Origin of the sequence: Dyella sp., from assembly GCF_051962475.1 — a bacterium.
GTDB lineage: Bacteria > Pseudomonadota > Gammaproteobacteria > Xanthomonadales > Rhodanobacteraceae > Dyella_A.
Window position 1 is genome coordinate 1 of sequence record NZ_JBQCCF010000024.1, and the last position, 21,887, is coordinate 21,887.

20 protein-coding genes, 2 tRNA genes and 1 riboswitch are annotated in these 21,887 nt (G+C 66.2%); of the genes, 6 read left to right on the plus strand and 16 right to left on the minus strand.

Features of this window, described 5'->3' with window-relative positions; all coding sequences use genetic code 11:
- The 3 genes from ACTHJF_RS05380 to uvrB form a co-directional block, all read right to left on the minus strand.
- On the minus strand, positions 1-489 hold a 489-nt coding region (locus ACTHJF_RS05380), incomplete at its 3' end, for an ATP-grasp domain-containing protein (RefSeq protein ID WP_440266213.1).
- A 14-nt stretch (positions 490-503) separates the two neighbouring features.
- Positions 504-578, minus strand: a riboswitch (S-adenosyl-L-homocysteine riboswitch).
- A gap of 117 nt (positions 579-695) precedes the next feature.
- A tRNA-Val gene (locus tag ACTHJF_RS05385) sits at positions 696-770 on the minus strand.
- 54 nt (positions 771-824) lie between these two features.
- Positions 825-2,858, minus strand: a complete 2,034-nt coding sequence (uvrB, locus tag ACTHJF_RS05390) for an excinuclease ABC subunit UvrB (RefSeq protein WP_440266214.1) — start codon at positions 2,856-2,858, stop codon at positions 825-827.
- A gap of 217 nt (positions 2,859-3,075) precedes the next feature.
- Here uvrB and ACTHJF_RS05395 point away from each other — a divergent pair, with 217 nt between their 5' ends.
- Positions 3,076-3,570 (plus strand): GspH/FimT family pseudopilin, encoded by a 495-nt coding sequence (locus ACTHJF_RS05395; RefSeq protein WP_440266215.1) that lies wholly within the window; start codon positions 3,076-3,078, stop codon positions 3,568-3,570.
- A gap of 63 nt (positions 3,571-3,633) precedes the next feature.
- Here the strand turns inward: ACTHJF_RS05395 and ACTHJF_RS05400 are convergent.
- The 7 genes from ACTHJF_RS05400 to grxD all read right to left on the minus strand — a co-directional run bounded on the left by ACTHJF_RS05400 (position 3,634) and on the right by grxD (position 12,447).
- Positions 3,634-3,710 (minus strand) — tRNA-Asn (locus ACTHJF_RS05400).
- Between the two features lie 62 nt (positions 3,711-3,772).
- Positions 3,773-5,173: a nucleotide 5'-monophosphate nucleosidase PpnN gene (gene ppnN / locus ACTHJF_RS05405; RefSeq protein ID WP_431634094.1), complete on the minus strand. Its 1,401-nt coding sequence runs from the start codon at positions 5,171-5,173 to the stop codon at positions 3,773-3,775.
- A gap of 154 nt (positions 5,174-5,327) precedes the next feature.
- On the minus strand, positions 5,328-8,621 hold the full coding sequence (locus ACTHJF_RS05410) for a TonB-dependent receptor (protein ID WP_440266216.1): 3,294 nt from the start codon (positions 8,619-8,621) through the stop codon (positions 5,328-5,330).
- 282 nt (positions 8,622-8,903) lie between these two features.
- Complete coding sequence (locus ACTHJF_RS05415; RefSeq protein ID WP_440266217.1) at positions 8,904-10,619, minus strand: GNAT family N-acyltransferase; 1,716 nt, start codon at positions 10,617-10,619, stop codon at positions 8,904-8,906.
- A gap of 76 nt (positions 10,620-10,695) precedes the next feature.
- The gene (locus tag ACTHJF_RS05420; protein ID WP_431634097.1) at positions 10,696-11,295 is read right to left on the minus strand and encodes a YhgN family NAAT transporter; all 600 of its coding nucleotides are present in this window, start codon (positions 11,293-11,295) and stop codon (positions 10,696-10,698) included.
- A 67-nt stretch (positions 11,296-11,362) separates the two neighbouring features.
- Positions 11,363-12,118 carry an SDR family NAD(P)-dependent oxidoreductase gene (locus ACTHJF_RS05425; protein ID WP_440266218.1) on the minus strand — a complete coding sequence of 252 codons (756 nt, stop codon included), beginning with the start codon at positions 12,116-12,118 and terminating at the stop codon, positions 11,363-11,365.
- A 2-nt stretch (positions 12,119-12,120) separates the two neighbouring features.
- Positions 12,121-12,447 carry a Grx4 family monothiol glutaredoxin gene (gene grxD, locus ACTHJF_RS05430; protein WP_440266228.1) on the minus strand — a complete coding sequence of 109 codons (327 nt, stop codon included), beginning with the start codon at positions 12,445-12,447 and terminating at the stop codon, positions 12,121-12,123.
- A 120-nt stretch (positions 12,448-12,567) separates the two neighbouring features.
- Here grxD and sodB point away from each other — a divergent pair, with 120 nt between their 5' ends.
- Complete coding sequence (gene sodB, locus ACTHJF_RS05435; RefSeq protein ID WP_440256862.1) at positions 12,568-13,146, plus strand: superoxide dismutase [Fe]; 579 nt, start codon at positions 12,568-12,570, stop codon at positions 13,144-13,146.
- A 77-nt stretch (positions 13,147-13,223) separates the two neighbouring features.
- On the opposite strand, the gene ACTHJF_RS05440 is transcribed toward sodB, so the two are convergent.
- Together ACTHJF_RS05440 and purE are read right to left on the minus strand one after the other, a co-directional pair.
- Positions 13,224-14,381 carry a 5-(carboxyamino)imidazole ribonucleotide synthase gene (locus ACTHJF_RS05440; RefSeq protein ID WP_440266219.1) on the minus strand — a complete coding sequence of 386 codons (1,158 nt, stop codon included), beginning with the start codon at positions 14,379-14,381 and terminating at the stop codon, positions 13,224-13,226.
- Positions 14,378-14,881, minus strand: coding sequence for a 5-(carboxyamino)imidazole ribonucleotide mutase (gene purE / locus ACTHJF_RS05445; protein WP_440266220.1), 504 nt, complete (start codon positions 14,879-14,881; stop codon positions 14,378-14,380). The genes ACTHJF_RS05440 and purE overlap by 4 nt, the downstream gene beginning before the upstream one ends.
- A gap of 61 nt (positions 14,882-14,942) precedes the next feature.
- On the opposite strand from purE, the gene ACTHJF_RS05450 reads away from it, so the two are divergent.
- The 4 genes from ACTHJF_RS05450 (at position 14,943) to ACTHJF_RS05465 (ending at position 18,966) form a co-directional block, all read left to right on the plus strand.
- Positions 14,943-15,212 carry a Trm112 family protein gene (locus ACTHJF_RS05450; protein WP_440266221.1) on the plus strand — a complete coding sequence of 90 codons (270 nt, stop codon included), beginning with the start codon at positions 14,943-14,945 and terminating at the stop codon, positions 15,210-15,212.
- Positions 15,213-15,325: 113 nt separating this feature from the next.
- A complete protein-coding gene (locus ACTHJF_RS05455; RefSeq protein ID WP_440266222.1) occupies positions 15,326-17,626 on the plus strand; it encodes a DUF1631 domain-containing protein in 2,301 nt (766 codons plus the stop codon).
- Positions 17,623-18,480 carry a carboxylating nicotinate-nucleotide diphosphorylase gene (nadC, locus tag ACTHJF_RS05460; protein ID WP_440266223.1) on the plus strand — a complete coding sequence of 286 codons (858 nt, stop codon included), beginning with the start codon at positions 17,623-17,625 and terminating at the stop codon, positions 18,478-18,480. Before ACTHJF_RS05455 ends, nadC begins: the two co-directional genes overlap by 4 nt.
- A 51-nt stretch (positions 18,481-18,531) precedes the next feature.
- Positions 18,532-18,966: a DUF3301 domain-containing protein gene (locus ACTHJF_RS05465; protein WP_440266224.1), complete on the plus strand. Its 435-nt coding sequence runs from the start codon at positions 18,532-18,534 to the stop codon at positions 18,964-18,966.
- A gap of 53 nt (positions 18,967-19,019) precedes the next feature.
- Here the strand turns inward: ACTHJF_RS05465 and ACTHJF_RS05470 are convergent, their stop codons facing one another.
- From ACTHJF_RS05470 to ACTHJF_RS05485, 4 genes are all read right to left on the minus strand, one after another.
- Positions 19,020-19,475, minus strand: coding sequence for a ClpXP protease specificity-enhancing factor (locus tag ACTHJF_RS05470; RefSeq protein ID WP_440266225.1), 456 nt, complete (start codon positions 19,473-19,475; stop codon positions 19,020-19,022).
- A 2-nt stretch (positions 19,476-19,477) separates the two neighbouring features.
- Entirely contained in the window at positions 19,478-20,101 is a 624-nt protein-coding gene (locus ACTHJF_RS05475) for a glutathione S-transferase N-terminal domain-containing protein (RefSeq protein WP_431634107.1), read from the minus strand.
- 71 nt (positions 20,102-20,172) lie between these two features.
- On the minus strand, positions 20,173-20,904 hold the full coding sequence (locus ACTHJF_RS05480) for a cytochrome c1 (RefSeq protein ID WP_440266226.1): 732 nt from the start codon (positions 20,902-20,904) through the stop codon (positions 20,173-20,175).
- Positions 20,897-21,887, minus strand: a 991-nt coding sequence (locus ACTHJF_RS05485) for a cytochrome b (protein WP_440266227.1), incomplete at its 5' end; no start/stop codon positions are given. The genes ACTHJF_RS05485 and ACTHJF_RS05480, both read right to left, overlap by 8 nt.

The window sequence follows — 21,887 nt, forward strand, 5'->3', positions numbered from 1 at the left end:
CCGCGGCAGCGCGGCCAGCGCCGCCTCGAAAGCCGGCTCGCCGGCGCGGCCGCGGACGGTGTGCCAGGCGGTGCCGCTGACGGTCGGCTTGACGATCAGCTCCTGCCCCGCCATCGCCCGGGTGCAGGCCGGCAGCTCGGCGGCCGTGGCCAGCCGGGTGGGGATGATGTCCACGCCTTGCGCGGCCAGGTCCAGCAGGTAGCGCTTGTCGCTGTTCCAGCGCACCAGTGCGCGGTCGTTGATCAGTGGCACCGGCAGGCGGTCGAGCCATTGCAGGAAGGCCGCGTAGTGCTGGAAGTAGTCCCAGGTCGAACGCATCAGCACCGCGTCGAAGCCGGCCCAGTCCACGGCGGGGTCGTTCCACACGCAGGCGGTGGGCTCGATGCCGCGCTCGCGCAGGCAGTCGGCGAGATGGGCATCGTCCGGATGGATGCCAGGTACCAGCACGGACGTGGCGAACGCGAGACGGAATCGGGGTGATGCGGACATGGTACGGCCTCCTTCGTTGGAGGGCGCCCTTGGGGTGAACCGGTATCGAGCGTGGCGGACCCAAGTCCGTCGCAGCACCCCTCGATGCCGGTTGCGCGGGATGGAAACGCGCAACGGTTTTCGCTGGCTCGCGGGCGCCGCCTCGGGCGAAAACCGGTGGCCCTCATGCAAACAGGCCGGCATTGCTGCCGGCCTGTTCGAAATCTTGGTGGGCGGTACAAGGATCGAACTTGTGACCCCTACCATGTCAAGGTAGTGCTCTACCGCTGAGCTAACCGCCCAAGAGCCGCGAAGTATAGCCAAAGCTGCAAAACCCGCGCAACTGCAACGCGCCGCTAGCGCAGGGCCTGCTCGCGCAGCTGGCCGATCTGGTCGCGGACGCGCGCGGCCTCCTCGAACTCCAGGTTCTGCGCGTGCTTGTACATCTGCGCCTCGAGCTTCTTGATCGCGGCGGAAAGCTGCTGGGGATTGAGCGACTCGTATCCAGCGGCGGGCTCGGCCACGGCCTTCTCGCGCTCGCGCCCCGCGCCGCGCTTGCCGCGCCCCTTGCCAGCCGGCGCCTCGCTGCGGGCACCTTCCATGATGTCGGCGATGCGCCGCACCACGGTCTGCGGCGTGATGCCATGCGCTTCGTTATACGCAACTTGCTTCTCGCGGCGGCGCGCCGTCTCGTCCATCGCCGCCTGCATCGAGCGGGTGACTTCGTCGGCATAGAGAATCGCACGGCCGCGCACGTTGCGCGCTGCGCGGCCGATGGTCTGGATCAGCGAGCCGGTGGAGCGCAGGAAGCCTTCCTTGTCGGCATCCAGCACGGCCACCAGCGACACCTCCGGCATGTCCAGGCCCTCGCGCAGCAGGTTGATGCCTACCAGCACGTCGAACTCGCCCAGGCGCAGGTCGCGGATGATCTCGCTGCGCTCGACCGTCTCGATGTCCGAATGCAGGTAGCGCACCTTGATGTCGTGCTCGGCCAGGTATTCGGTGAGGTTTTCGGCCATGCGCTTGGTCAGCGTGGTGACCAAGGTACGGTCGCCCATCGCGATCTGCTTGCGCACCTCGCCGAGCAGGTCGTCGACCTGGGTCCGCACTGGCCGAACCTCGACCTCCGGATCGACCAGGCCGGTCGGGCGCACCACCAGCTCGACCACCGCGTCGCCGGATTTCTGCAACTCGTAATCCCGCGGCGTGGCCGAGACGTAGATCGCCCGCGGCACGCGCTGCTCCCACTCCTCGAAACGCAGCGGGCGGTTGTCCATCGCCGAGGGCAGGCGGAAGCCGAACTCCACCAGCGTCTCCTTGCGCGAGCGGTCGCCCTTGTACATGGCACCGAGCTGGGGGACGGTGACGTGCGACTCGTCGATCACCAGCAGACCGTCGGCCGGCAGGTAGTCGAACAGCGTAGGCGGCGGCTCGCCCGGCAGGCGGCGGGTCAGGTGGCGCGAGTAGTTCTCGATGCCCTGGCAGTAACCGACCTCGGCCATCATCTCGATATCGAAGCGGGTGCGCTGGTCCAGCCGCTGCGCCTCGAGCAGTTTGTTGTTGCCGTAGAGCTGGTCCAGCCGCTCCTTCAGCTCGACCTTCACCGTCTCGATAGCATTGAGCACGCTCTCGCGGGTGGAGGCGTAATGCGTGCGCGGATACACCGTATAGCGGGGCACCTTGCGGATGACCTCGCCGGTCAGCGGATCGAACAGCGCCAGGTTCTCCACCTCACCGTCGAACAGCTCGATGCGCAGGGCCTCGGTTTCCGACTCGGCCGGGAACACGTCGATGATCTCGCCGCGTACGCGGTAGGTGCCGCGGCGCAGCTCCATCTCGTTGCGGCTGTACTGCAGCTCGGTGAGCTGGCGGATCAGCTGGCGCTGCTCGATGCGCTCGCCGCGGGCGAGGATCAGGCGCAGCGAGAGGTAATCCTCCGGATTGCCCAGGCCGTAGATCGCCGACACCGTGGCCACGATGATCGAATCGCGCCGCGACAGCAGCGCCTTGGTCGCAGCCAGCCGCATCTGCTCGATGTGCTCGTTGATCGAGGCGTCCTTCTCGATGAAGGTGTCCGACGCCACCACGTAGGCTTCAGGCTGGTAGTAGTCGTAGTAGCTGACGAAGTACTCCACCGCGTTGTGCGGGAAGAACTCCTTGAACTCGCCGTACAGCTGCGCCGCCAGCGTCTTGTTCGGAGCCATCACGATGGTCGGCCGCTGCACCCGCTGGATAACGTTCGCAATCGTGTAGGTCTTGCCCGACCCCGTCACGCCCAGCAGAGTCTGCGCCGCCAGGCCGGCTTCAAAGCCTTCGCTCAGGCGCTCGATCGCCTGCGGCTGATCGCCCGAGGGCTGATAAGGGGAAACGAGCTCGAATCGTTCAGTCATGGCGGTCGAGATGCGGGCGCGGACCCGCATTTTAAATCGCCCCTCCTGACAGAGCCTGTCAGCAGCCTCCGACGGCCTCCGGCCGCATCGAGCGGCAGCCTGCCCGCGACACCACGCCTAGCATCGCCATGGACCACGCAGGAGCGCAGGCATGCCTTATAGGAACGGACGCCGCGGCCATACCGGCCAATCCGGCATCACGCTCATCGAACAGATCATGGCGCTGGCCATCCTGGCCGTGCTGGTGAGCATCGCGGCGCCGTCGCTGGGCGGCCTGGTTTCGCGCAACCGATTGCAATCGACACAAATGGATTACATCGCCGGGCTGCAGCATGCCCGCGAAGCCGCTGTCATGCATGGTGTGCCGGTCGTGTTCTGTCCCAGCAGCGACGGCGAACAATGCCAGGCGAGTTCCACCTGGGACCAGGGCTGGCTGATTGGCGAGGATCGCGATGGCGACTATCAACCGGACCACCAGCCCCTGTACACGGGCACATCAAGCGATACCCGCCTGCACGTTCGCAGCAGCCCGGGGCGCTACCGCGTGCGCTTTCACCCGGACGGCAGCGCCGCCGGGAGCAACCTGACCCTTACCATGTGCCTGGAGGGACAGGGCGAGCGTGGCTTGAACGTGGTGGTATCCAATGCCGGACGCATCCGCGGTGACCGACCCACGAAGACGCAGACCTCCGCCTGCGCCAGGGACGGCTGACCCGGGCTACGGTCGAAGACGCACACAAAAAAGCCGGCGCAAGGCCGGCTTTTTCGCTGAAGATGGCGCCCGAAGTTGGACTCGAACCAACGACCCCCTGATTAACAGTCAAGTGCTCTAACCAGCTGAGCTATTCGGGCGTGAGCTGCGTAGTTTGTCGAGGCAGACCCGGGCTGTCAAGACGCTGCCGGGTGCTTTTCGATCAGGCCGAGCGCACCCGATAGCAAGGCACGTAGGCCGTGCCGCCGGGCAGTTTCATGCGGTGCTGCGCGACGAATGCCTGCAGCAGCTCGTCGAGCGAACGCATGATGTCGGCCTCGCCATCGATGTCGAACGGGCCGTGCTGCTCGATGGCACGCACCCCCTCTTCCTTCACGTTGCCCGCGACGATGCCGGAAAACGCTCGACGCAGATCCGCCGCCAGCTCGTGGCGCGGACGCTCGCGATGAATCGCCAGCGAACGCATCGCTTCGTGGGTCGGCCGGAACGGCACCTGGAACGCGAACGGGATGTTGAGCGCCCAGTTGAAGAAGAACGCGTCCTTGTTGTCCAGGCGGTGGTTGCGCACCTTGTCCACGCCCTTGACCATCGCCCGCGCCACCGCCGCCGGATCGTCCACCACGATCTGGTAGTGCTGCGCCACCTCTTCGCCCAGCGTCAGCCGTAGGAAGCGGTCGATCTGCTCAAAGTAGGCGGCCGACTGCCGCGGCCCGGTGAAGATCAGCGGGAACGGCACGCCGGCGTTGTCCGGGTGCAGCAGGATGCCCAGCAGATAGAGGATTTCCTCCGCTGTGCCCACGCCGCCGGGGAACACGATGATCCCGTGACCCATGCGTACGAAGGCCTCCAGGCGCTTCTCGATGTCCGGCATGATCACCAGCTGGTTGACGATCGGGTTTGGCGACTCGGCCGCGATGATGCCCGGCTCGGTGATGCCGATGTAACGGTTGTTGCGCCGGCGCTGCTTGGCGTGAGCGATGGTCGCGCCCTTCATCGGTCCCTTCATCGCGCCCGGGCCGCAACCCGTGCAGATGTCCATGCCGCGCAAACCGAGCTGGTAGCCGACCTGCTTGGTGTACTCGTACTCGTCGCGCGAGATCGAATGGCCGCCCCAGCACACTACCAGGTTGGGATCGATCTGCGGTTTGAGGATGCGCGCGTTACGCAGGATCTCGAACACGGCGTGGGTCAGACCCACGGTGTCGTCGAGGTCGAAACCGCCCTGCTCCAGCTGGGTCGACACGTAGACGATGTCGCGCACCACGGCGACCAGCAGCTCGTTGATGCCGCGGATGATCTGGCCGTCCACGAAGGCCTGGGCGGGTGCGTGCGTGAGCTCAATCTTGATGCCGCGATCCTGCTGCAGCACCTGGATGTCGAACTCGGGGTACTGCTCGAACATCGAGCGCGGGTCGTCGCTCATGCTGCCCGAGGTCAGCACGGCCAAGGCGCAGCGTCGCAGCAGCGCATGCATGCCCGAACCGCTGGCATCGCGCAACCGCGCCACTTCGTTGCGCGAAAGAATGTCCAGGCCACCGGCGGGCGAAATGCGCGCGCTGACGGTGGGGGCCTTGCCGACAACGCCGGCGTGAATCTCGTTCATCCGCAAACTCTCCTGCCGCTGACGACCCACTGCCTCATGCAGCGCCGTGGCGGACCGCCAAGCATCCCCCGCCGCCATGTCACGGTCAAGGCAGAAAAAAAACCGGCGCCCTCACAGGCGCCGGTTCGAACTACATCAAAAACCAATGGCTTGTTTAGAACGTGTACTTCACCGTCAGCAGCACCGACCAGCGCTGGGCGAGGTCGTCGCCCGAGTTGGCATACGTCGGAATCGCCTTCGGCGCGTAGCCACCGTTGGCACCGGTGTAGTTCGCCGACGAGATGTCGTAGATGTACTTGCCGGTGACCGGATCGACGCCGTAGTAGTCGGCCAGGGAGCGGCCGCCCGGGAAGTCGACGCGGTGCTCGATGCCCCAGTGCTTGTTCAGCAGGTTGGTGAAGTTGTAGACGTCCAGCCGGACGATGCCCTTGTTGCCCTTGAAGATGCCCGGGATTTCCTGGCTGAAGCTCAGGTCGATCTGGTTGATCCAGCCTGCGCGGTCGCCGTTGCGGCCGGCGATCTGGCCCTGGTGATCCTTCAGGTAGTCGTTCTGCTGGATGTAGGCGTAGAAGCTGTCGATCTTCTGCTGGCTCACGTTGCCGCGGAACTCGATGTCACCCGGATGCGGGATGTAGACGAGGTCGTTGACGTAGCCGTCGCCGTTGGCGTCGTTGCCGAAGGCCCAGCTGTACGGCGCGGCGTTGTGGCCGTCGTACATGATGCTGGCGCTGGTGGCGTAGTCACCGAAGAAGCGGTGCTGCCAGTTAAGGCTGGCCAGTACACGACGCGGGATCGAGTAGTTGGACGGGCTCGCCTTGTTTTCGTTCGGGTTGGTGACGAAGTTGTACTTGTAGTTCGACGTCGCCACGCTGGACGTGCCCGGGTTGACCTCGGTGGCACGGCTCCAGGTGAAGCCGATCATGCCGGACCAGTCTTCCGAGAACGGCTTCTTCAGCGACAGGGCGAGGCTGTCGGCCTTGCCGCGGCTGGTGTTGGCCAGGTTGATCACGTCGTTGAAGGCCGGGTTGGCGTTGGTACGGGTGAAGTTGCCGGAGGCCTTTGGATTGAGGTCCATCCTCTTGTAGAAGCTCTCGCGGCCATCGGGCAGCACGCCATTCGGGGCACCCAGGTTCAGATGTTGGTACAGGATCGCATCGCGCTGCTTGATGTGCTCATAGTCGACGGTCGCGATCAGGCCCCACCACGGCAGCTCCTTGTCGAAGCCCAGGGAGAGCTTCCAGGCGCTCGGCATGCGGAAACCCGGCTCGACGGTATTCACCGTCATCTTGCCGGCGGTCAGCACGCCATCGTTCTGGTTGTACGGATCGGCGCTGAAGGCCGGCGCGTTGGCGCCGGAGCAGGTCTTCGACGAGTTGCCGCAGACGAACTGGGTCTGCGTCACGCCCGAGTTGGAGAAGATGTTGCCCACCCACACGTTCGGCGGATTGGCGATGAACAGGCCCGCACCACCACGCAACTGGGTCAGGTGCTCGGTGTCGAAGGTGTAGTTGAACGACATGCGCGGCTGTACCACGCGGTTGCCGTTGATGGTGGTCTGGTTGGAGCGACCGAACCCACCGGTAGCCGCACCGTTGGCGCCCACGCCCGGCGCCTGGGCGAAGGTCGCGTTGTACAGCGGCTTGTCGCTCATCAGCGGGATGTCCACGCGCACGCCGTACTGCACCGACAGGTTGTTGGTGACCTGCCAGGTATCCTGCAGGAACACGCCCCACTGCTTGATGCCGTAGTTGGCCGCGACGTCGCCGAGGCCCAGACCGTTGGCCGGACGGTTGTAGTAATAGCTGTAGTAGTTACCTGCCAGGAAGTTCTGCAGGCCGGTCATGCCGTTACCGTCTTCGAACGTGTAGCTGCCGTACGCGTTCTGCATGAACAGGTTGTAGAACTTGTCGCGCTCGAAATCGAAACCACCCTTGAGGGTATGGTCACCGGCGTAATAGGTGCCGGCCCAGGCGAAGTTCAGCGTGCTGGTCTTGAGCACGTTGGCCTGACTGGAGTACTCGGTGCCGAACTCGACCGCCGTTCCATCACTGTAGGTGGTCGGGTAGACCGTGACATCCGGACTGGCCACGCCGTTGTAGGGACCGCGCAGCTGGTCGAAGCTGGCGTAGGACAGCGTGGTGTCGGTGGAGAAGTTCTCCGACCAGTCGTCGTAGAAGTGCAGCGCGTAGCTCTTGCTGTTGACGTTGGTGGTGTACCAGCCGCTGTTCAGCACCAGCTTGGTGCTCGACCCGGTGATGACCGGCTTGGTCTCCTTGGTCTGGCTGTAGGTGAAGCTCGCGCGATGGTTGTCGGTGATGTTCCAGTCGATCTTGCCGAGGTAGCGCTTGTCCTGCAGGTTCGAGTTGCCACCGCCGTAGGTGCCCGGGTCGGGCAGGCCCTTGGCCTTGGCGGCATCGATCACCTGCTGCACCTCGGCGGAGGTCAGGCCGGCGATCGGCGACGAGGCGCTGGAGTCCTCCGGACCGTACGGGCTGCCTGCGGCAACCTTGGTGCTCTTTTCGGCCGACAGGAAGAAGAACAGCTTGTCCTTGATGATCGGGCCACCGACGGTGGCGCCACCGGTCCACTGGCGATCGAATGCGGTGTACTTACGGTCGATCTCGTTCTTGCCGATCATGTTCTGGTTCTGGAATACGTAGTAGACCGAACCGTGGAAGTCGTTGGTACCGCTCTTGGTGACGGCGTTGACGTTGGCACCGACGCCGCGGCGGATCGCCGTGTCGTAGTTGGCCGTGGAGATGTTGTATTCCTCGATCGTGTCCTGCGAGATCGGCGTGGCCAGGGTCGGCAGGCCGTTCGCGTTCAAGCCGAACGGATCGTTCGCGCTGACCGAATCGACAGTGATGTTGTTGTAGCGGCTGTTCTGACCGATCGCGGAGAACTCGCCACGCTCGCGGTCGGTGATCACGATGCGCGGGTCGAGGCGCACGATGTTCTGGATCGATCGATCGGGGGTCGGAGTAGCCTCAATCTCTCGGCGCGAGACGTTCGTGGAAATTCCCTTATTGTCAGGACTGAACGTCTGTGCCAGCGTGCTGGCCGAAACGGTCACGCCGCCCAGCTCGGTGGCCTGCTGAGCAGAGGCCGTGGTCATCGTGACGTTGATCGCCGATTCTTGACCCAGTTGCAGGTAAACGTTGTTCTGGTCGGCCTCGGTACCGTCCTTGCTGACTTTCACATCGAACGGACCACCCACGCGCAGGCCCTGCGCGGCATAGCGACCGCTGGCATCCGTCGTCACCACCTTGGTGGTGCCCGAGGGCTCGTGCACGATTTGCACAGTGGCATTGGCGACCGGCTGGCCGCTGGCATCAAGCACGCGGCCACTGATGGAGGACGACGTGTCCTGCGCGAAGGCCGGTGCCGACACAGCCAGCAACGACGCGATGGCAAACGGCAGGACTTTGGAGCGGATTCGACTGTTCATTCGGTATCGACCCTTTGGTTCGCAACGGAAATCGGTGGGCAAAAAAAGCAAGAACGTACGAATGCCCGGCGGCAGCCAGGCTTCAAGGACGACGGTGCTTTTCCCCGGTTTTTTTGTGGTGCTGGTGTCGGAGACACGGGTTGCGGCGGGTCCACCCCACCTGCCAACTGATTGTTAAACCGACTTTAACGGTAGTGTATGACAGTTTTGTAACGAATTCACTGCACGCGCCGGAAGCCCCGCCCTGAGGCGGGGCGCATCGACAAGCGATATAGCCCCCGGCTAGGCCTTGCCGAGGTAACGGGCCCGTTTGGCGGGCTTGAGGTTGGCCAGATCGAGCATCACCAGGCCATCGACGCAGCCGGAGAAGCCCGGATCCTCGCCGAAATCGAGGAACTGCACGCCCTGGGGCTCGACCAAGTCCACGTACTGGCGATAGAGCACGGGCAGACTGACGCCCAGCGCATCGAGATGATGCTTGAGCTTGCCCAGCCCCTCGGCCGGCTCCAGCCCCGCCAGCGCCTCGCGCACCATGCTCACGACATCGGGGGAGACCACGAACGGCTGCCGCGCCGCCGCCAGTCCCGGCTGACCGAAGTAGTGCTGGTGGGCCGCCGCAATCCACTCGCGCGCCTCACGCGGCAGGTTCACCGACATGCTTACCGGACCGAACAGGTAGCGCAGCTCACGATGACGTTGCAGGTACAGGCCGATGCCCTGCCACAGCTGATCGAGCGCGCGCGACTTCCAGTACGCCGGCGCAATGAAGCTGCGGCCCAGCTCCAACCCCTGCGCCAGTCGCGATTCCAGCGCCGGCGAGTAATTGAACAGGCTGGAAGTGTAGAGCGCCGCCATGCCACGCTCGGCGATGATTCGCCCGCCGTGCCCGAAGCGATACGAGCCGACGATGCGCAGCGCCTTGGGGTCCCACAGCACCAGATGCTCGTAATACGCGTCGTAGGCGTCGAGGTCGCGGCGGGCGCCGGTTCCCTCGCCCACCTTGCGGAAGGTCAGCTCGCGCAGGCGACCAATCTCGCGCAACACCGCACTGTCGGGTGAACCCTGCAACAGCAGCACCTGCTTGCCATCGGCGAGATCAGCCAGCTTTTCCGCCTCGGCAGCCAGTCCGGCCACCACGCGCTCGGTCGGCTCCGGGTGGGCCAGCGGCGCCTGACCACCGAAGATCAGGCCGCGACGGCGGCCCACCCGGTAGACATGGCGGCGCATGAGCTTGGCCCCCTGCGCCGGATCGCCGCCGCTGCGCTGCTCCAGCTCCTCGGCGCCCACCAGCGCACCGACACTGAAACCAATGCGCTGCTGCCGCGCCGGGGTCACCGCCTCGCGCGGCAGCATGGCGGTGGACAGCGGCTTGGCGAACATGGACACGCCGTAGAACATCGCCGAATTGCGCGCGGCGACGTGGATGGGCAACACCGGCGCCTTGCTGCGCAGGGCCAGGCGCGCGAAGCCATCGGACCACGCCCCATCGCGCAGCCCACCCGGCCCCAGCCGCGACACCTCGCCGGCCGGAAACACGATCAGCGCCTCACCGTTGTCCAGGGCGCGATAGATGTTGCGCATCTTCGATGCCGCGCCCTTGCCGAACACGTCCACTGGGAGCAGCAGCGGACGCAGTGGCTCCACCAGCGCCAGCCAGTCGTTGCCCAGGATGCGGACGTCCGGGCGCACCGAGCCAACCAGGTGCAGCAGCGCCAGCGCGTCGACCATGCCCAGCGGGTGGTTGGCCACCACGAGCACCGGCCCATCGACCGGAATGTTTTCCCGCTCGCGGGGATTGATGCGATAGCTGGCGCCCAATGTGTCCAGCGTGCGGTCGACGAAATCGAGGCCGCGGACATCGCCCACGGCCTTCAGGACGCGATTGAACCCCGCCTCGTCGGCGAGCCGCCCGAGCATCCCGGCGACAGGGCGGCGGATACGCGGGTGCTGAGCGAGCCACGGCAGGCGCTCGACGAGGCTTTTATCGATGCTGAGCATGACCGTCTCCCTGGAGTGCCTGCATGCTGGCGCCCAATTATGACAGCCGCTCGACGGCCCGGCCGACGGCAGGATTTCAAACAGTCAGGTGCAGGTAAGCCGCCACACCGCCGAGGAACATCTGCACCGACAGGGCGATCAGCAGCATGCCCATCACCCGCTCCAGCGCCGTGAGCACGCTCTCGCCCAACCAGCGGAACAGGTAAGTAGAACTGAGCAGGATCACCGAGGTGGCTAGCCAGGCAAGTACCAGAGCCATCGCCCAGTCCGCGGTGCGGCCGGGCTGGGTGTTGGTCAGCAGCAGCAGCGCGGCCATCGCCGAAGGACCGGCCACGCCGGGAATCGCCATCGGCACGATGAACGGCTCGCCCTGCCCCGGCTTGCCGAAGATGCCGCCGCCGTCAGCCGGCGGGAACACCATGCGGATGCCTATCAGGAACAGCACGATGCCGCCGGCAATGCTGATCGATTCCTGCCGCAACTGCAGCGCCTTGAGGATCAACTGGCCGCCGACCAGGAACCCCAGCAGCACGCCCAGTGCGATCAACAGCTCGCGTACCATCACCACGCGCCGGCGGCGCGGCGGCACATCCTTGAGCAGGCTCAGGAAAAACGGGATGTTGCCCAGCGGATCCATGATCAGGAACAGCAGGATTCCCGCCGACAGGGTGGTCATCTGCGCTTCCATGGATACAGCCCCTGTGTGTTGGTGAAACGCCCCGCAAGGGGTGAAGTACGGCCGGTCAAGCCTTGCGCAGATCCAGCACCGCACCGCGCGCGGCGACGCCCTGCGGACTGAGCAGGTAAACGACCGCCTCGGCCGCGGCGTCCGGCGGCGGGTGGCGCAGCGTATCCTCGCCGAAGTACGCCTCGCGGCGCAGCGCGGTGCGCATCGGCCCGGGCAGCAGGCACTGCACGCGCACGGCGCCACGGTCGTTTTCCTGGTGCAGGATCTCGGCCATGCGCTCCAGCGCCGCCTTGGAGGCGCCGTAGGCACCCCAGTGCGCCCGCGCCAGCAGCTCTGGATCGTCCAGCACGAATATCACGGCACTGTCTGGCGACCTCGCCAGCAGCGGCAGGCATGCCTGGGTAAGCGCAAACGGCGCGGACACGTTCACATGCATCGCGCGCAGGAACTGGTCGGGCTTGTGCATGGCCAGCGGCGTGAGGCCGGGGAAGCTCACCGCGGCGTGCACGATGCCGTCGAGTCGACCGAGGTCGCGCTCGATGCCATCGACCAGCGCTTCATAGTCGACCGGCGTGGCGCTCTCGATGTCCATTGGGTGGATCACCGGCTCGGGCAGATGCTCCTGCAGCATCGCGTCGTACAGCTGCTCCAGCTGGCGCTTGCGCCGCCCCGTGATGATCACGGTGGCACCGGCCCGTGCCGCCGCCTTCGCCGTCGCGGTCCCCAGACCGCCGCAGGCGCCGGTGACCAGCACCACGCGTTCGGCCAACGCGCCGGCAGGCGCCGGCGCGTACTCGTTCACGCGCGACATGGTCATCCGTGCAGCGCCCCAAGCACGTCGTTGGCCATGCGCTCCAGCTCACCGGCCGCATGCAGGTCTTCGATGATGTCGCAGCCGCCGATCAACTCGCCCTGGATGAACAACTGCGGGAAGGTCGGCCAGTTGGCGTAGTGCGGCAGCGCGGCGCGGATTTCCGGATCGGCCAGGACGTTCACCGCGTGGAACGATGCTCCCGCCGCCTCCAGCGCCTGCACGGCCCGGCTGGAGAAACCGCACATCGGATACTGCGGCGTGCCCTTCATGAAGAGCACCATGGCGTGCTCGGCGAGCACCGCCTTGATTCGTTCGTTGACGTCCATAGCTCGGGTATTCATCACTACAATGCAGGCAAGCCGCTAGTGTATCAGCCGCTTCCCCGGCGCCGCGCAGGCGCGGCAAGCCCAATTCCCCTCTTAAGCCAACGTCAAGGAGCCAAAGTCATGGCGATCGAACTGCCCGCCCTGCCCTACGAAAAGAATGCCCTCGAGCCGCATATCTCCGCCGAGACGCTGGAGTACCACTACGGCAAGCACCACCAGGCCTACGTCACCAACCTCAACAACCTGATCAAGGGCACCGAGTTCGAGGACGCGCCCCTGGAAGACATCGTCAAGAAGTCCTCCGGCGGCGTGTTCAACAACGCCGCCCAGGTGTGGAACCACACCTTCTACTGGAACTCGATGAAGCCCAACGGCGGCGGCGAGCCGAGCGGCAAGCTGGCCGACGCGATCACCAAGGCGTTCGGCTCGTTCGAGAAGTTCAAGGAAGAGTTCACCAAGTCGGCCACCGGCAACTTCGGCTCGGGCTGGACCTGGCTGGTGCAGCGTCCGGACGGTTCGCTGGGCATCGTCAACACCTCCAACGCCGCCACGCCGATCACCGGCAGCGACAAGCCGCTGTTCACCGCCGATGTGTGGGAGCACGCGTACTACATCGACTACCGCAACGCCCGCCCGAAGTACCTGGAAGCGTTCTGGAACCTGGTGAACTGGGACTTCGCGGCCAAGAACCTGGCCTGATTTCGCTATCACCCATGAAAAAGCGGAGCCGTCACCGGCTCCGCTTTTTTTGTGCCCGCCGTTCGCTCGCGCCCGGATCAGTCGCCGAAGGCACCGCGCACGGCCGCCACCGGCTGCTCCCAGCCGATCACCTGGGCCAGCGCCTCGGCCCGCTCCACCAGCGTCGAGGCATCCGGCGCGCACACCGTCGCATGACCGACCTTGCGACCCGGCCGTGCCTGCTTGCCGTAGTCGTGCCAGTGGCCGTCGACGGTGTGCAGCACCGGAGCCGGATCGGGCAGCGCGCCGATCCAGTTGAACATCAGCGAGGCACCGCGCGCGCCGGTGTCGCCCAGCGGCAGGCCAAGCACGGCGCGCACGTGATTCTCGAACTGGCTGGTATGAGCCCCTTCGATGGTCCAGTGCCCGGAGTTGTGCACGCGCGGCGCCATCTCGTTGCCGAGCAGCTCGCCGTCCTTCACGAACAGCTCCAGCGCGAACACGCCGACGTAGTCGAGCCGTTCGGCGAGCGTGCGTGCCAATGCAGTAGCGTGCGGCTGCAGCGTGTCGATATCCGGCGCCGGCGCCAGGCTCAGGCTGAGCACGCCATCGGTGTGCCAGTTGCGGGTGAGCGGCCAGGTACGGAAATCGCCATCGCGGCCGCGTACCGCCAACACCGAAAGCTCACGCTCGAACGGTACGAAGGCCTCGAGGATCAGGCCGTGCGCGGCCGCCTGCGTGCCCAGCGCCGCCCACGCCGCGTCGGCGTCCTCTGCCGTGCGCAAACGGAACTGGCCCTTGCCGTCGTAACCCAGCCGCCGCGTCTTGAGGATCGCCGGGGCACCGGTGACGGCCAGCGCGCGATCGAGGTCGGCACGGGTGTCGACCGGCACGAACTCGGGCGTCGCCAGGCCGCAATCACGAAACAGGGTTTTCTCCGCCAGGCGATCCTGGGCCACCGCCAACGCGCGGGGGTTCGGGAACACCGCTACGCGCTCGGCCAGCCAGTGCGCCGTGTCGGCCGGCACGTTCTCGAAATCGAACGTCACCGCATCGACCTTGCGTGCGAATTCGCCCAGGGCGGCCTGGTCGTGCCAGTCGGCCACCACCAGCGGGGCGACCTGCCCGGCACAGGCGTCCGCGGTGCCATCGACCACCAGCGTCTGCACACCGAGCGGCGCGCCGGCGATCGCCAGCATGCGCGCCAGCTGCCCGCCACCGAGAATGCCCAGAACCGGCTGTCGACGCTCGCTCATGCGCGCGGATCCGGGTTGTCGAGCACGTTGAGGGTCTGGCGCGCGCGGTAACCTTCCAGCGCCCGCGCCAGAGCGGGATCGTGCAAGGCCAGCACGGCGCAGGCGAGCAGCGCAGCGTTCACCGCGCCGGCCCGGCCGATCGCCAGCGTCCCCACCGGAATGCCCGCGGGCATCTGCGCGATCGACAGCAGCGAGTCCATGCCGTTGAGCGCCTTGGACTGCACCGGCACACCGAATACGGGAAGACGGGTCTTGGCAGCCAGCATGCCCGGCAGATGCGCCGCGCCGCCGGCCCCGGCGATGATCACCTGGATGCCGCGGTCCACCGCCTGTTCGGCGTACTGGAACAGCAGGTCGGGCGTGCGATGGGCCGAGACCACCTGCACTTCATGGGCCACGCCAAGCTCGGCGAGCAGCTCGGCGGCATGCTGCATGGTCTCCCAGTCCGAGCGGGAGCCCATGACCACGCCAACGCGCGGCGGCAATGCAGTTGTCGTCATGGCTGGACCGTCCAAAAGCCGCTATTGTAAGGGCTTTCCCCGGCACCGACACCCCGCATCCATGGACAAGCGCCTGCTCGACATCCTCTGTTGCCCGGTCAGCAAAACGCCGGTTCGGCCCGCGTCGCGGACGGAGCTGGAGGCCGCCAACCGGGCCATTGGGGCGGGCACGCTGCAGACGGTGGGCGGCCAGGCCGTGACCGCCCGGATCGACGAGGCGCTGATCACCGTCGACGGCAAGGTGATCTATCGGGTCGAGGACGGCATTCCGGTCATGCTGCCCGAGGAAGGGATCGGCACCCTGCAACTGGGCGATCTGCCGGCGGCCTGAGCCCAAAACTGTTGCCCAGCGCATGACATCACGGCCGATTTCGGCTTATTGTCTGCTCTCGTGCGGCCGTTGCGGTCGCTGATGTCCAGGGGGCCTCGCCTCGGGGGGCGGCGATGAAAGACGCCATCGAACCAAGCAAGATCGTCAACCTCAACCAGCGCCCGGAATCGCCCGAGCGCCTGGGCGGGCTGTTGCACTCGGTGCGCGACATGGCCAGCCGGCGCCTGCAGGCGCTGCTCGGCAACATGTTCGAGCACGTCGATGACGCCCTGTTCGACCTGGCCGAAAAGGCGGAAAACAACGCCGCGCAAATGCATTACTTCGACGGCATGCGCGAAGTGCGCAAGCGCCGGCCGGCCGTCGAGCGCACCTACCTGGCCCAGTTCAGCCGTGAGCTGACCGAATTCGCCGCCAACCGCCGCTCGGCGGTGGCCGAACCTGCGTCTCCCTCACTGGGCAGCATCGAGCTCAGCCTGGTCGGCGAGAACGAGCTCGAGGAATCGCTCGCTATCACCAGCATGATCAGCAAGAACGAGTCGCGCATCACCCGCGACCTGTTCGCGTTGAACCAGCGCCTGTCCGTCATCTGCGGCGGCATCAAGGTGGACGATGCCACCAATCCGGTCGGGCCGGCCGTACTGACCCAGACCTTCCGCCAGGCGATGCGCGAACTGTCGGCGGACATGCGCGTCAAGCTGATCATCTACAAGCTGTTCGATCGGTACGTACTGTCCGGCCTGGAGGAGCTCTACCAGGAGCTCAACACCGAGCTGGTGCGCGCCGGCGTGCTGCCGCAGCTGCGCCAAGGCGTGGTCCGTGGCGCCTCGCCCGCGGCTGCGGGCAATCGCCCGGGCGCGGCCGGCGGTGCCGCGCAGAGCGGTGGCGAAGTCTCGGCCGAAGACGCGGGCAATCTGCTCAATACCCTGCATGCGCTGTTCACGGCGCGTCGCGGTGGCCACGACTCGACCGGCGGCGGCAGCGCCGGGCCGCAGACCATTCCCACCGCGAACGAGCTGCTCGGCGCCCTCAGCGTGCTGCAGAACCAGCTGGCCAGTCAGGTGCTGTTCGCGCCCGGCGCGGGCAGCGCCAGCGCGAACCCGGGCGTGGCAACCGACCTCGACATCGCCCACGAGGTCGCCACGCTCAAGGAGCATCTGCTCAACCAGATCGGATCGTTGCGTGGCGAACGCCCGAACCACGTCTCGTCGATCGACGAAGACACTATTGACCTGGTCAGCATGCTCTTCGAGTTCATCCTCGAAGACCGCAATCTCCCGCCGCAGATGCAGGTGCTGCTGGCCCGGCTGCAGATTCCCTATCTCAAGGCCGCGATCCTCGACCGCCGCTTGTTCGCGCATCGGCAGCATCCGGCCCGCCGCCTGCTCGACAGCCTCGCTGATGTGGCCAAGGGCTGGTCGGACGAGTCGGACAAGGACCGCCGGCTGCACGACAAGGTCAAGACGATCGTCGAGCAGTTGCTGCACGAATTCGACGACGACATGGGCATCTTCGACCGCCTGCTGGCCGATCTGCAGGAGTTCCAGGAACTGACCCGCAAGCGCGCGGAGCTGGCCGAACAGCGCGTGGCCGAATCCACCCGCGGTCGCGAAAAGCTCGAGCAGGCGCGTCGCCGCGCCGCTCGCGAAATTCTCGAGCGTATCGACGGCAAGCCGATTCCTCCGCTGGTCCATGGCGTGCTCGCACGGGCCTGGGCGAACTATCTGGTGCTCATCCTGCTGCGGCAGGGCGAGGACTCACCGGAGTTTGCCGACGGTCTGCGCTTCGTCAACGAATTCGTTGCAAGCACCCGCCTGGGCAACGATGAGGAGAGCCGCTCCACGCTGCGCCAGATGCTCCCGGGCATCGAGCGGGCCCTGCGTCGCGGGCTGGCCAACGTCGCGTTCCAGGAAAACGACGTCGAGCGGCTGCTCGATCAGCTGCACGCCTACTACCGCCTCCAGCTCGGGGAAGCCGGGCCGGCTGCCGCCGTCGCATCCGAACAGACGCCGCCGGCGATTCCCGAGAGCATCCAGTCGATCGTCGACACCGTCCAGGAAGGCGCGCTCATGCCGGCCGACCAGCCGGACGAGCCGCTGGAGATCCTGCCGCCGGAAGTGCTGGCCCAGATGGAAGCGGTCGGCGCCATGAAGCCCGGCACCTGGATCGAGTTCTGCCCCGCCGATGGCCCGGCCGAGCGTGCCAAGCTGTCGTGGATCAGCCCGATGAGCGGCCGCTACCTGTTCGTGAACCGGCGCGGCCTCAAGGTGGGCGACTTTGCGCCGCAGGAGCTGGCCGCCTCGCTGGCTGGCGGCAGCGCCCGGGTGCTGGCCTCCAACGCGTTCTTCGACCGCGCCATGGATGCCATCGTGGGCCGACTCAGCCAGCCCGCCACTGATGCGCCGGAGCGCGGATGAGCCAGGGCGAACGTTTTTCCCCGCCGCCCGCCGAGCTGATCGATCTTGATGTGGCACGCGCCTTCGCCGAAGACATCGGCGCGGGCGACGCCACCGCAGATCTGCTGCCTGCTGCGGCCTATGCGACCGCAGTGCTCACCTGCCGTGAGCAGGCCGTGCTGGCGGGAACGCCCTGGTTCGACGCCTGTTTCCGGCGGCTCGACCCCGATGTGCGTATCGAGTGGCGACACCGCGATGGCGACACGATGGCGGCGGATACGGCGGTCTGCACCCTGCATGGGCACGCTCGCGCACTGGTGACCGCGGAACGCTCTGCACTCAACTTCCTGCAACTGCTGTCCGGCACGGCCACGGTGGCCGCCCGTTACGTCGCGGCCCTGGCCGGCACCGCCACGCGCCTGCTCGACACCCGCAAGACCGTCCCTGGCCTGCGCTTGGCCCAGAAGTACGCGGTGCGCTGCGGCGGCGGTTGGAACCACCGCATCGGCCTGTACGACGGCGTGCTGATCAAGGAAAACCACATTCTGGCGGCTGGCGGCATCGCCGCGGCCGTGGCCGCCGGGCGGCGCATGCACCCCACTCTGCCGCTGGAGGTGGAGGTGGAGAGCCTCGACGAGCTGGCCCAGGCGCTGGAAGCCGGAGTCGACCGCATCATGCTCGACAACTTCGACCTGCCGATGATGCGCGAAGCCGTGCGGATCACCGCCGGGCGGATCGCGCTTGAGGTCTCCGGCAACGTTGACCTCGACACCATCAGCGCCATTGGCCGTACCGGCGTCGATTTCGTGTCCGTGGGCGCGCTGACCAAGCACGTGCGCGCCATCGACCTGTCGCTGCGCCTTCGCCTGGACTGAGCCGGGCCGGCGCCCCTTGCGAAGCCCCTGCACCGCACACACACTGCCGACATGGGCAATCTGCGCGATCTTCTCCTCCTGCTCGTCCTCGGTGGCATCGTCGCCGCCTGGATGAAGCTATCCCGCGCGCGCGAACTGGCAGTCGCCGCAGCGCGGCGGCACTGCGAGCTGCACGGGCTGCAACTGCTGGACGAAACGGTAGGCTTGCGCGCCCTCAGGCTGCGCCGGCTAGATGGCCAGCGACGACTGGAGCGCGGCTACGGCTTCGACGTCAGCGTGGGTGGCGACGACCGCGAACAAGGCCGCGTGTGGATGATAGGACAGCGCGTGAGTGGCCTCAGCCTGCCGACGGTGCACTGGCTGGTGGGCGGCACCGGAGAATCGCCCCCGCCGCCGCGCACGATGGATCAGACTCCGCTGGGAACCACCAGCGCCAACGTAGTGCCGCTGCGCCGCCGATTGCCGGACGATCGAGCGCAGCCCTGACGAGACCCGACCGCGGCGCACCAGACGAATCTGCCTGCGCCGCGGGATCTGCCTTACTTGACGACGCGCAGATGCGGCGCGCCGCGCTTAGGCCGGTCGCCGTCGGCACCGCCTTCCGCGCCCCCCGGCGGCTCGCCACCGTCGGTGGGCGGTGGCGGCACGTCCCCACCATCGCCTTCCTCGGCGGGAAACATCATGCCCTGCCCGTTTTCCTGGGCATAGAGCGCGAGCACCGCCGCAACCGGGATCAGGATGGACTGGCTGACCCCGGAGAAGCGGGCCTGGAAGCTGATCCACTCGTTGCCCAGGTCGAGGTTCGCCACCGCACGCATCGCCAGGTTGAGCACCACCTGACCGTTCTTGATCACCTGCGGCGGCACGCGAACGCCCTCGCGCGCCGCGTCGACGAGGATGTACGGCGTCAGGTTGTTGTCGGTGATCCAGTCATAGATCGCCCGCAGCAGGTACGGGCGATTGGAGGTCATCGCGGGAGTGTCGTCGTGGGCCATCGTCAGGGCCGCATCGCCTTTTCCTCAGCGGTAAGGCTGCGTGCATAGCCTTGGCTGTGGAACAGGCGCTCGCCGTAATCGAGGATCGGACGCCCCTCCTTGCCCAGATCCACACCCAACCACGGCAGCCGCCACACGACCGGCGCCACCAGGCAGTCCGCCAGGCTCATCTCCGGATTAAGGAAGAACTTGGCGGCCTTGAACAGCGGCAGCGAGGCGAGCAATTGCTCGCGCAGGCGCTTGCGCGCGGCATCGGCCGGCCGGCCGCCGGCGCGGATGATGTCCACTTCCGGCAACCAGTCGCGCTCGATGCGCACGGCCGCCAGACGCAGCCGCGCCCGCGAGAGCGGATCGATCGGCATCAACGGCGGATGCGGATAGCGCTCGTCCAGGTACTCGCAGACGACCGAGGTGTCGTACAGGGTGAGGTCGCGATCCACCAGGGTCGGCGTGGTCGCATAGGGATTCAGGTCGACGAGGTCTTCCGGCGGCTTGCCAGGCTCCACCATCGCGCGTTCGTAGCTCACGCCCTTGGCGGCGAGCAGGAGGCGTACCCGGTGACACTGGATGTCATCGGCGGTGGTGTACAGAGTGAGCACCGTACGCGAGCGGGCGCTTTGAACCATGCGCAATCTCCCCAGCTAACAACGGAATGCGGCGGCCAGGGGCCGCCGCACGCTTGCCACTATCGTCGCGATCAGTGGACGTCTTTCCAGTATTCCTTCTTGAGCATGTACGCCAGGAAGGTGAAACCAGCCAGGAACAGCAGGACCCAGATACCGTAGTGCTTGCGCTGCAGCGCGGCCGGCTCGGAGGCGTACTCAAGGAAGTTCGTCAGGTCACGGGTGGCCTGCTGGAACTCCGCCGGGGTCATCTTGCCCGGGTTGGCCAGCTCCAGCTTCTCCACTTCCTCGCCGCCGTCCTTCTTCACAGCCGTCTGCACGCCCTGCAGTTCCCACAGCGGATTCGGCATCGAGGCGTTCGGGAAGACGGTGTTGTTCCAGCCCACCGGGCGGCTCGGATCGAGGTAGAACGAGTTGAGGTATGCGTAGACCCAGTCGGCGGTCTTCGCGCGCACCTCGAGCGACAGATCCGGCGGTGCCTTGCCGAACCACTTGGCCGCATCGGCCGCCGGCATGTGCGACTCGATCGTCTCGCCGAAGTTGGCGCCGGTGAAGTTGAGGTTCTTCATCACCTCTTCTTCGGACAGGCCCAGGTCCTCGCCGATGCGCGAATAGCGCATGAACTTCAGCGAGTGGCAGCCCACGCAATAGTTGAAGAACAGCTTGGCGCCACGCTGCAGCGATGCCTGGTCGCTGATGTTGGTGCCCGCCGACGGCAGGCCGCCTTCCTCGGAGGCCATCGCCGACATGCTGCCGACCAACAGGCCGAGTGTTAGCGCGATCGTGGAGAAATAACGCTTAGTCATGCATCGTCACCCGTTCTGGAACCGGCTTGGTGGTCTCCCAGCCCAGGCGCGTGTAGAGCCCGAGGAAGACGAAGAAGCCGAAGTAAATCAAGGTCATTACGCGGCCGAACAGGCCTTCCCAGAACGTCACGTCGACGTTGCCGAACCACTCCGGGATCACTTCGGCAGTCACGCCGGCACCGACGGCGCCGAGCATGAAGAACGACAGCACGAACAGGCCGAGCGCCACCTTGTAACCGGTGCCGCGATAGCGGATCGACTTCACCTGCCCGACGTCGATCCACGGCATCGCGAACAACAGGGCGATGGCACCGAACATGCCCAGCACGCCCCAGATGGCAGTGCCCATGAACGACGGGATCATGCGCAAGATCGCGTAGAACGGGGTGAAGTACCACACCGGCTTGATGTGCGACGGCGTCACCAGGTTGTTGGCCGGGATGAAGTTGTCGTGCTCGAGGAACCAGCCACCGAAGGTCGGCGCAAAGAAGATGATGAAGGCCGCGATCAGCAGGAAGAAGCCCACGCCAACCAGATCCTTCACCGTGTAGTACGGGTGGAACGGAATGCCGTCGGCCGGCTTGAGCGCGTCCCAGCGGTTGCCCTTCGGACCCTTCTTGATCTCCACGCCGTCGGGGTTGTTTGAACCCACTTCGTGCAGCGCGGCGATGTGCAGCACCACCAGCAGCAGCAGCACCAGCGGCAGCGCGATCACGTGCAACGCGAAGAAGCGGTTGAGCGTGGCGTCGGCCGGGATGTAGTCACCCATGATCCACTGCACCAGCGAGTCGCCGATGTAGGGGATGGTTCCGAACAGCGAGATGATCACCTTCGCGCCCCAGAACGACATGTTGCCCCACGGCAGCACGTAGCCCATGAACGCCTCGGCCATCAGCACCAGGAAGATCAGCATGCCCAGCAGCCACACCAGCTCGCGCGGCTTCTTGTACGAGCCGTACATCAGGCCGCGGAACATGTGCAGG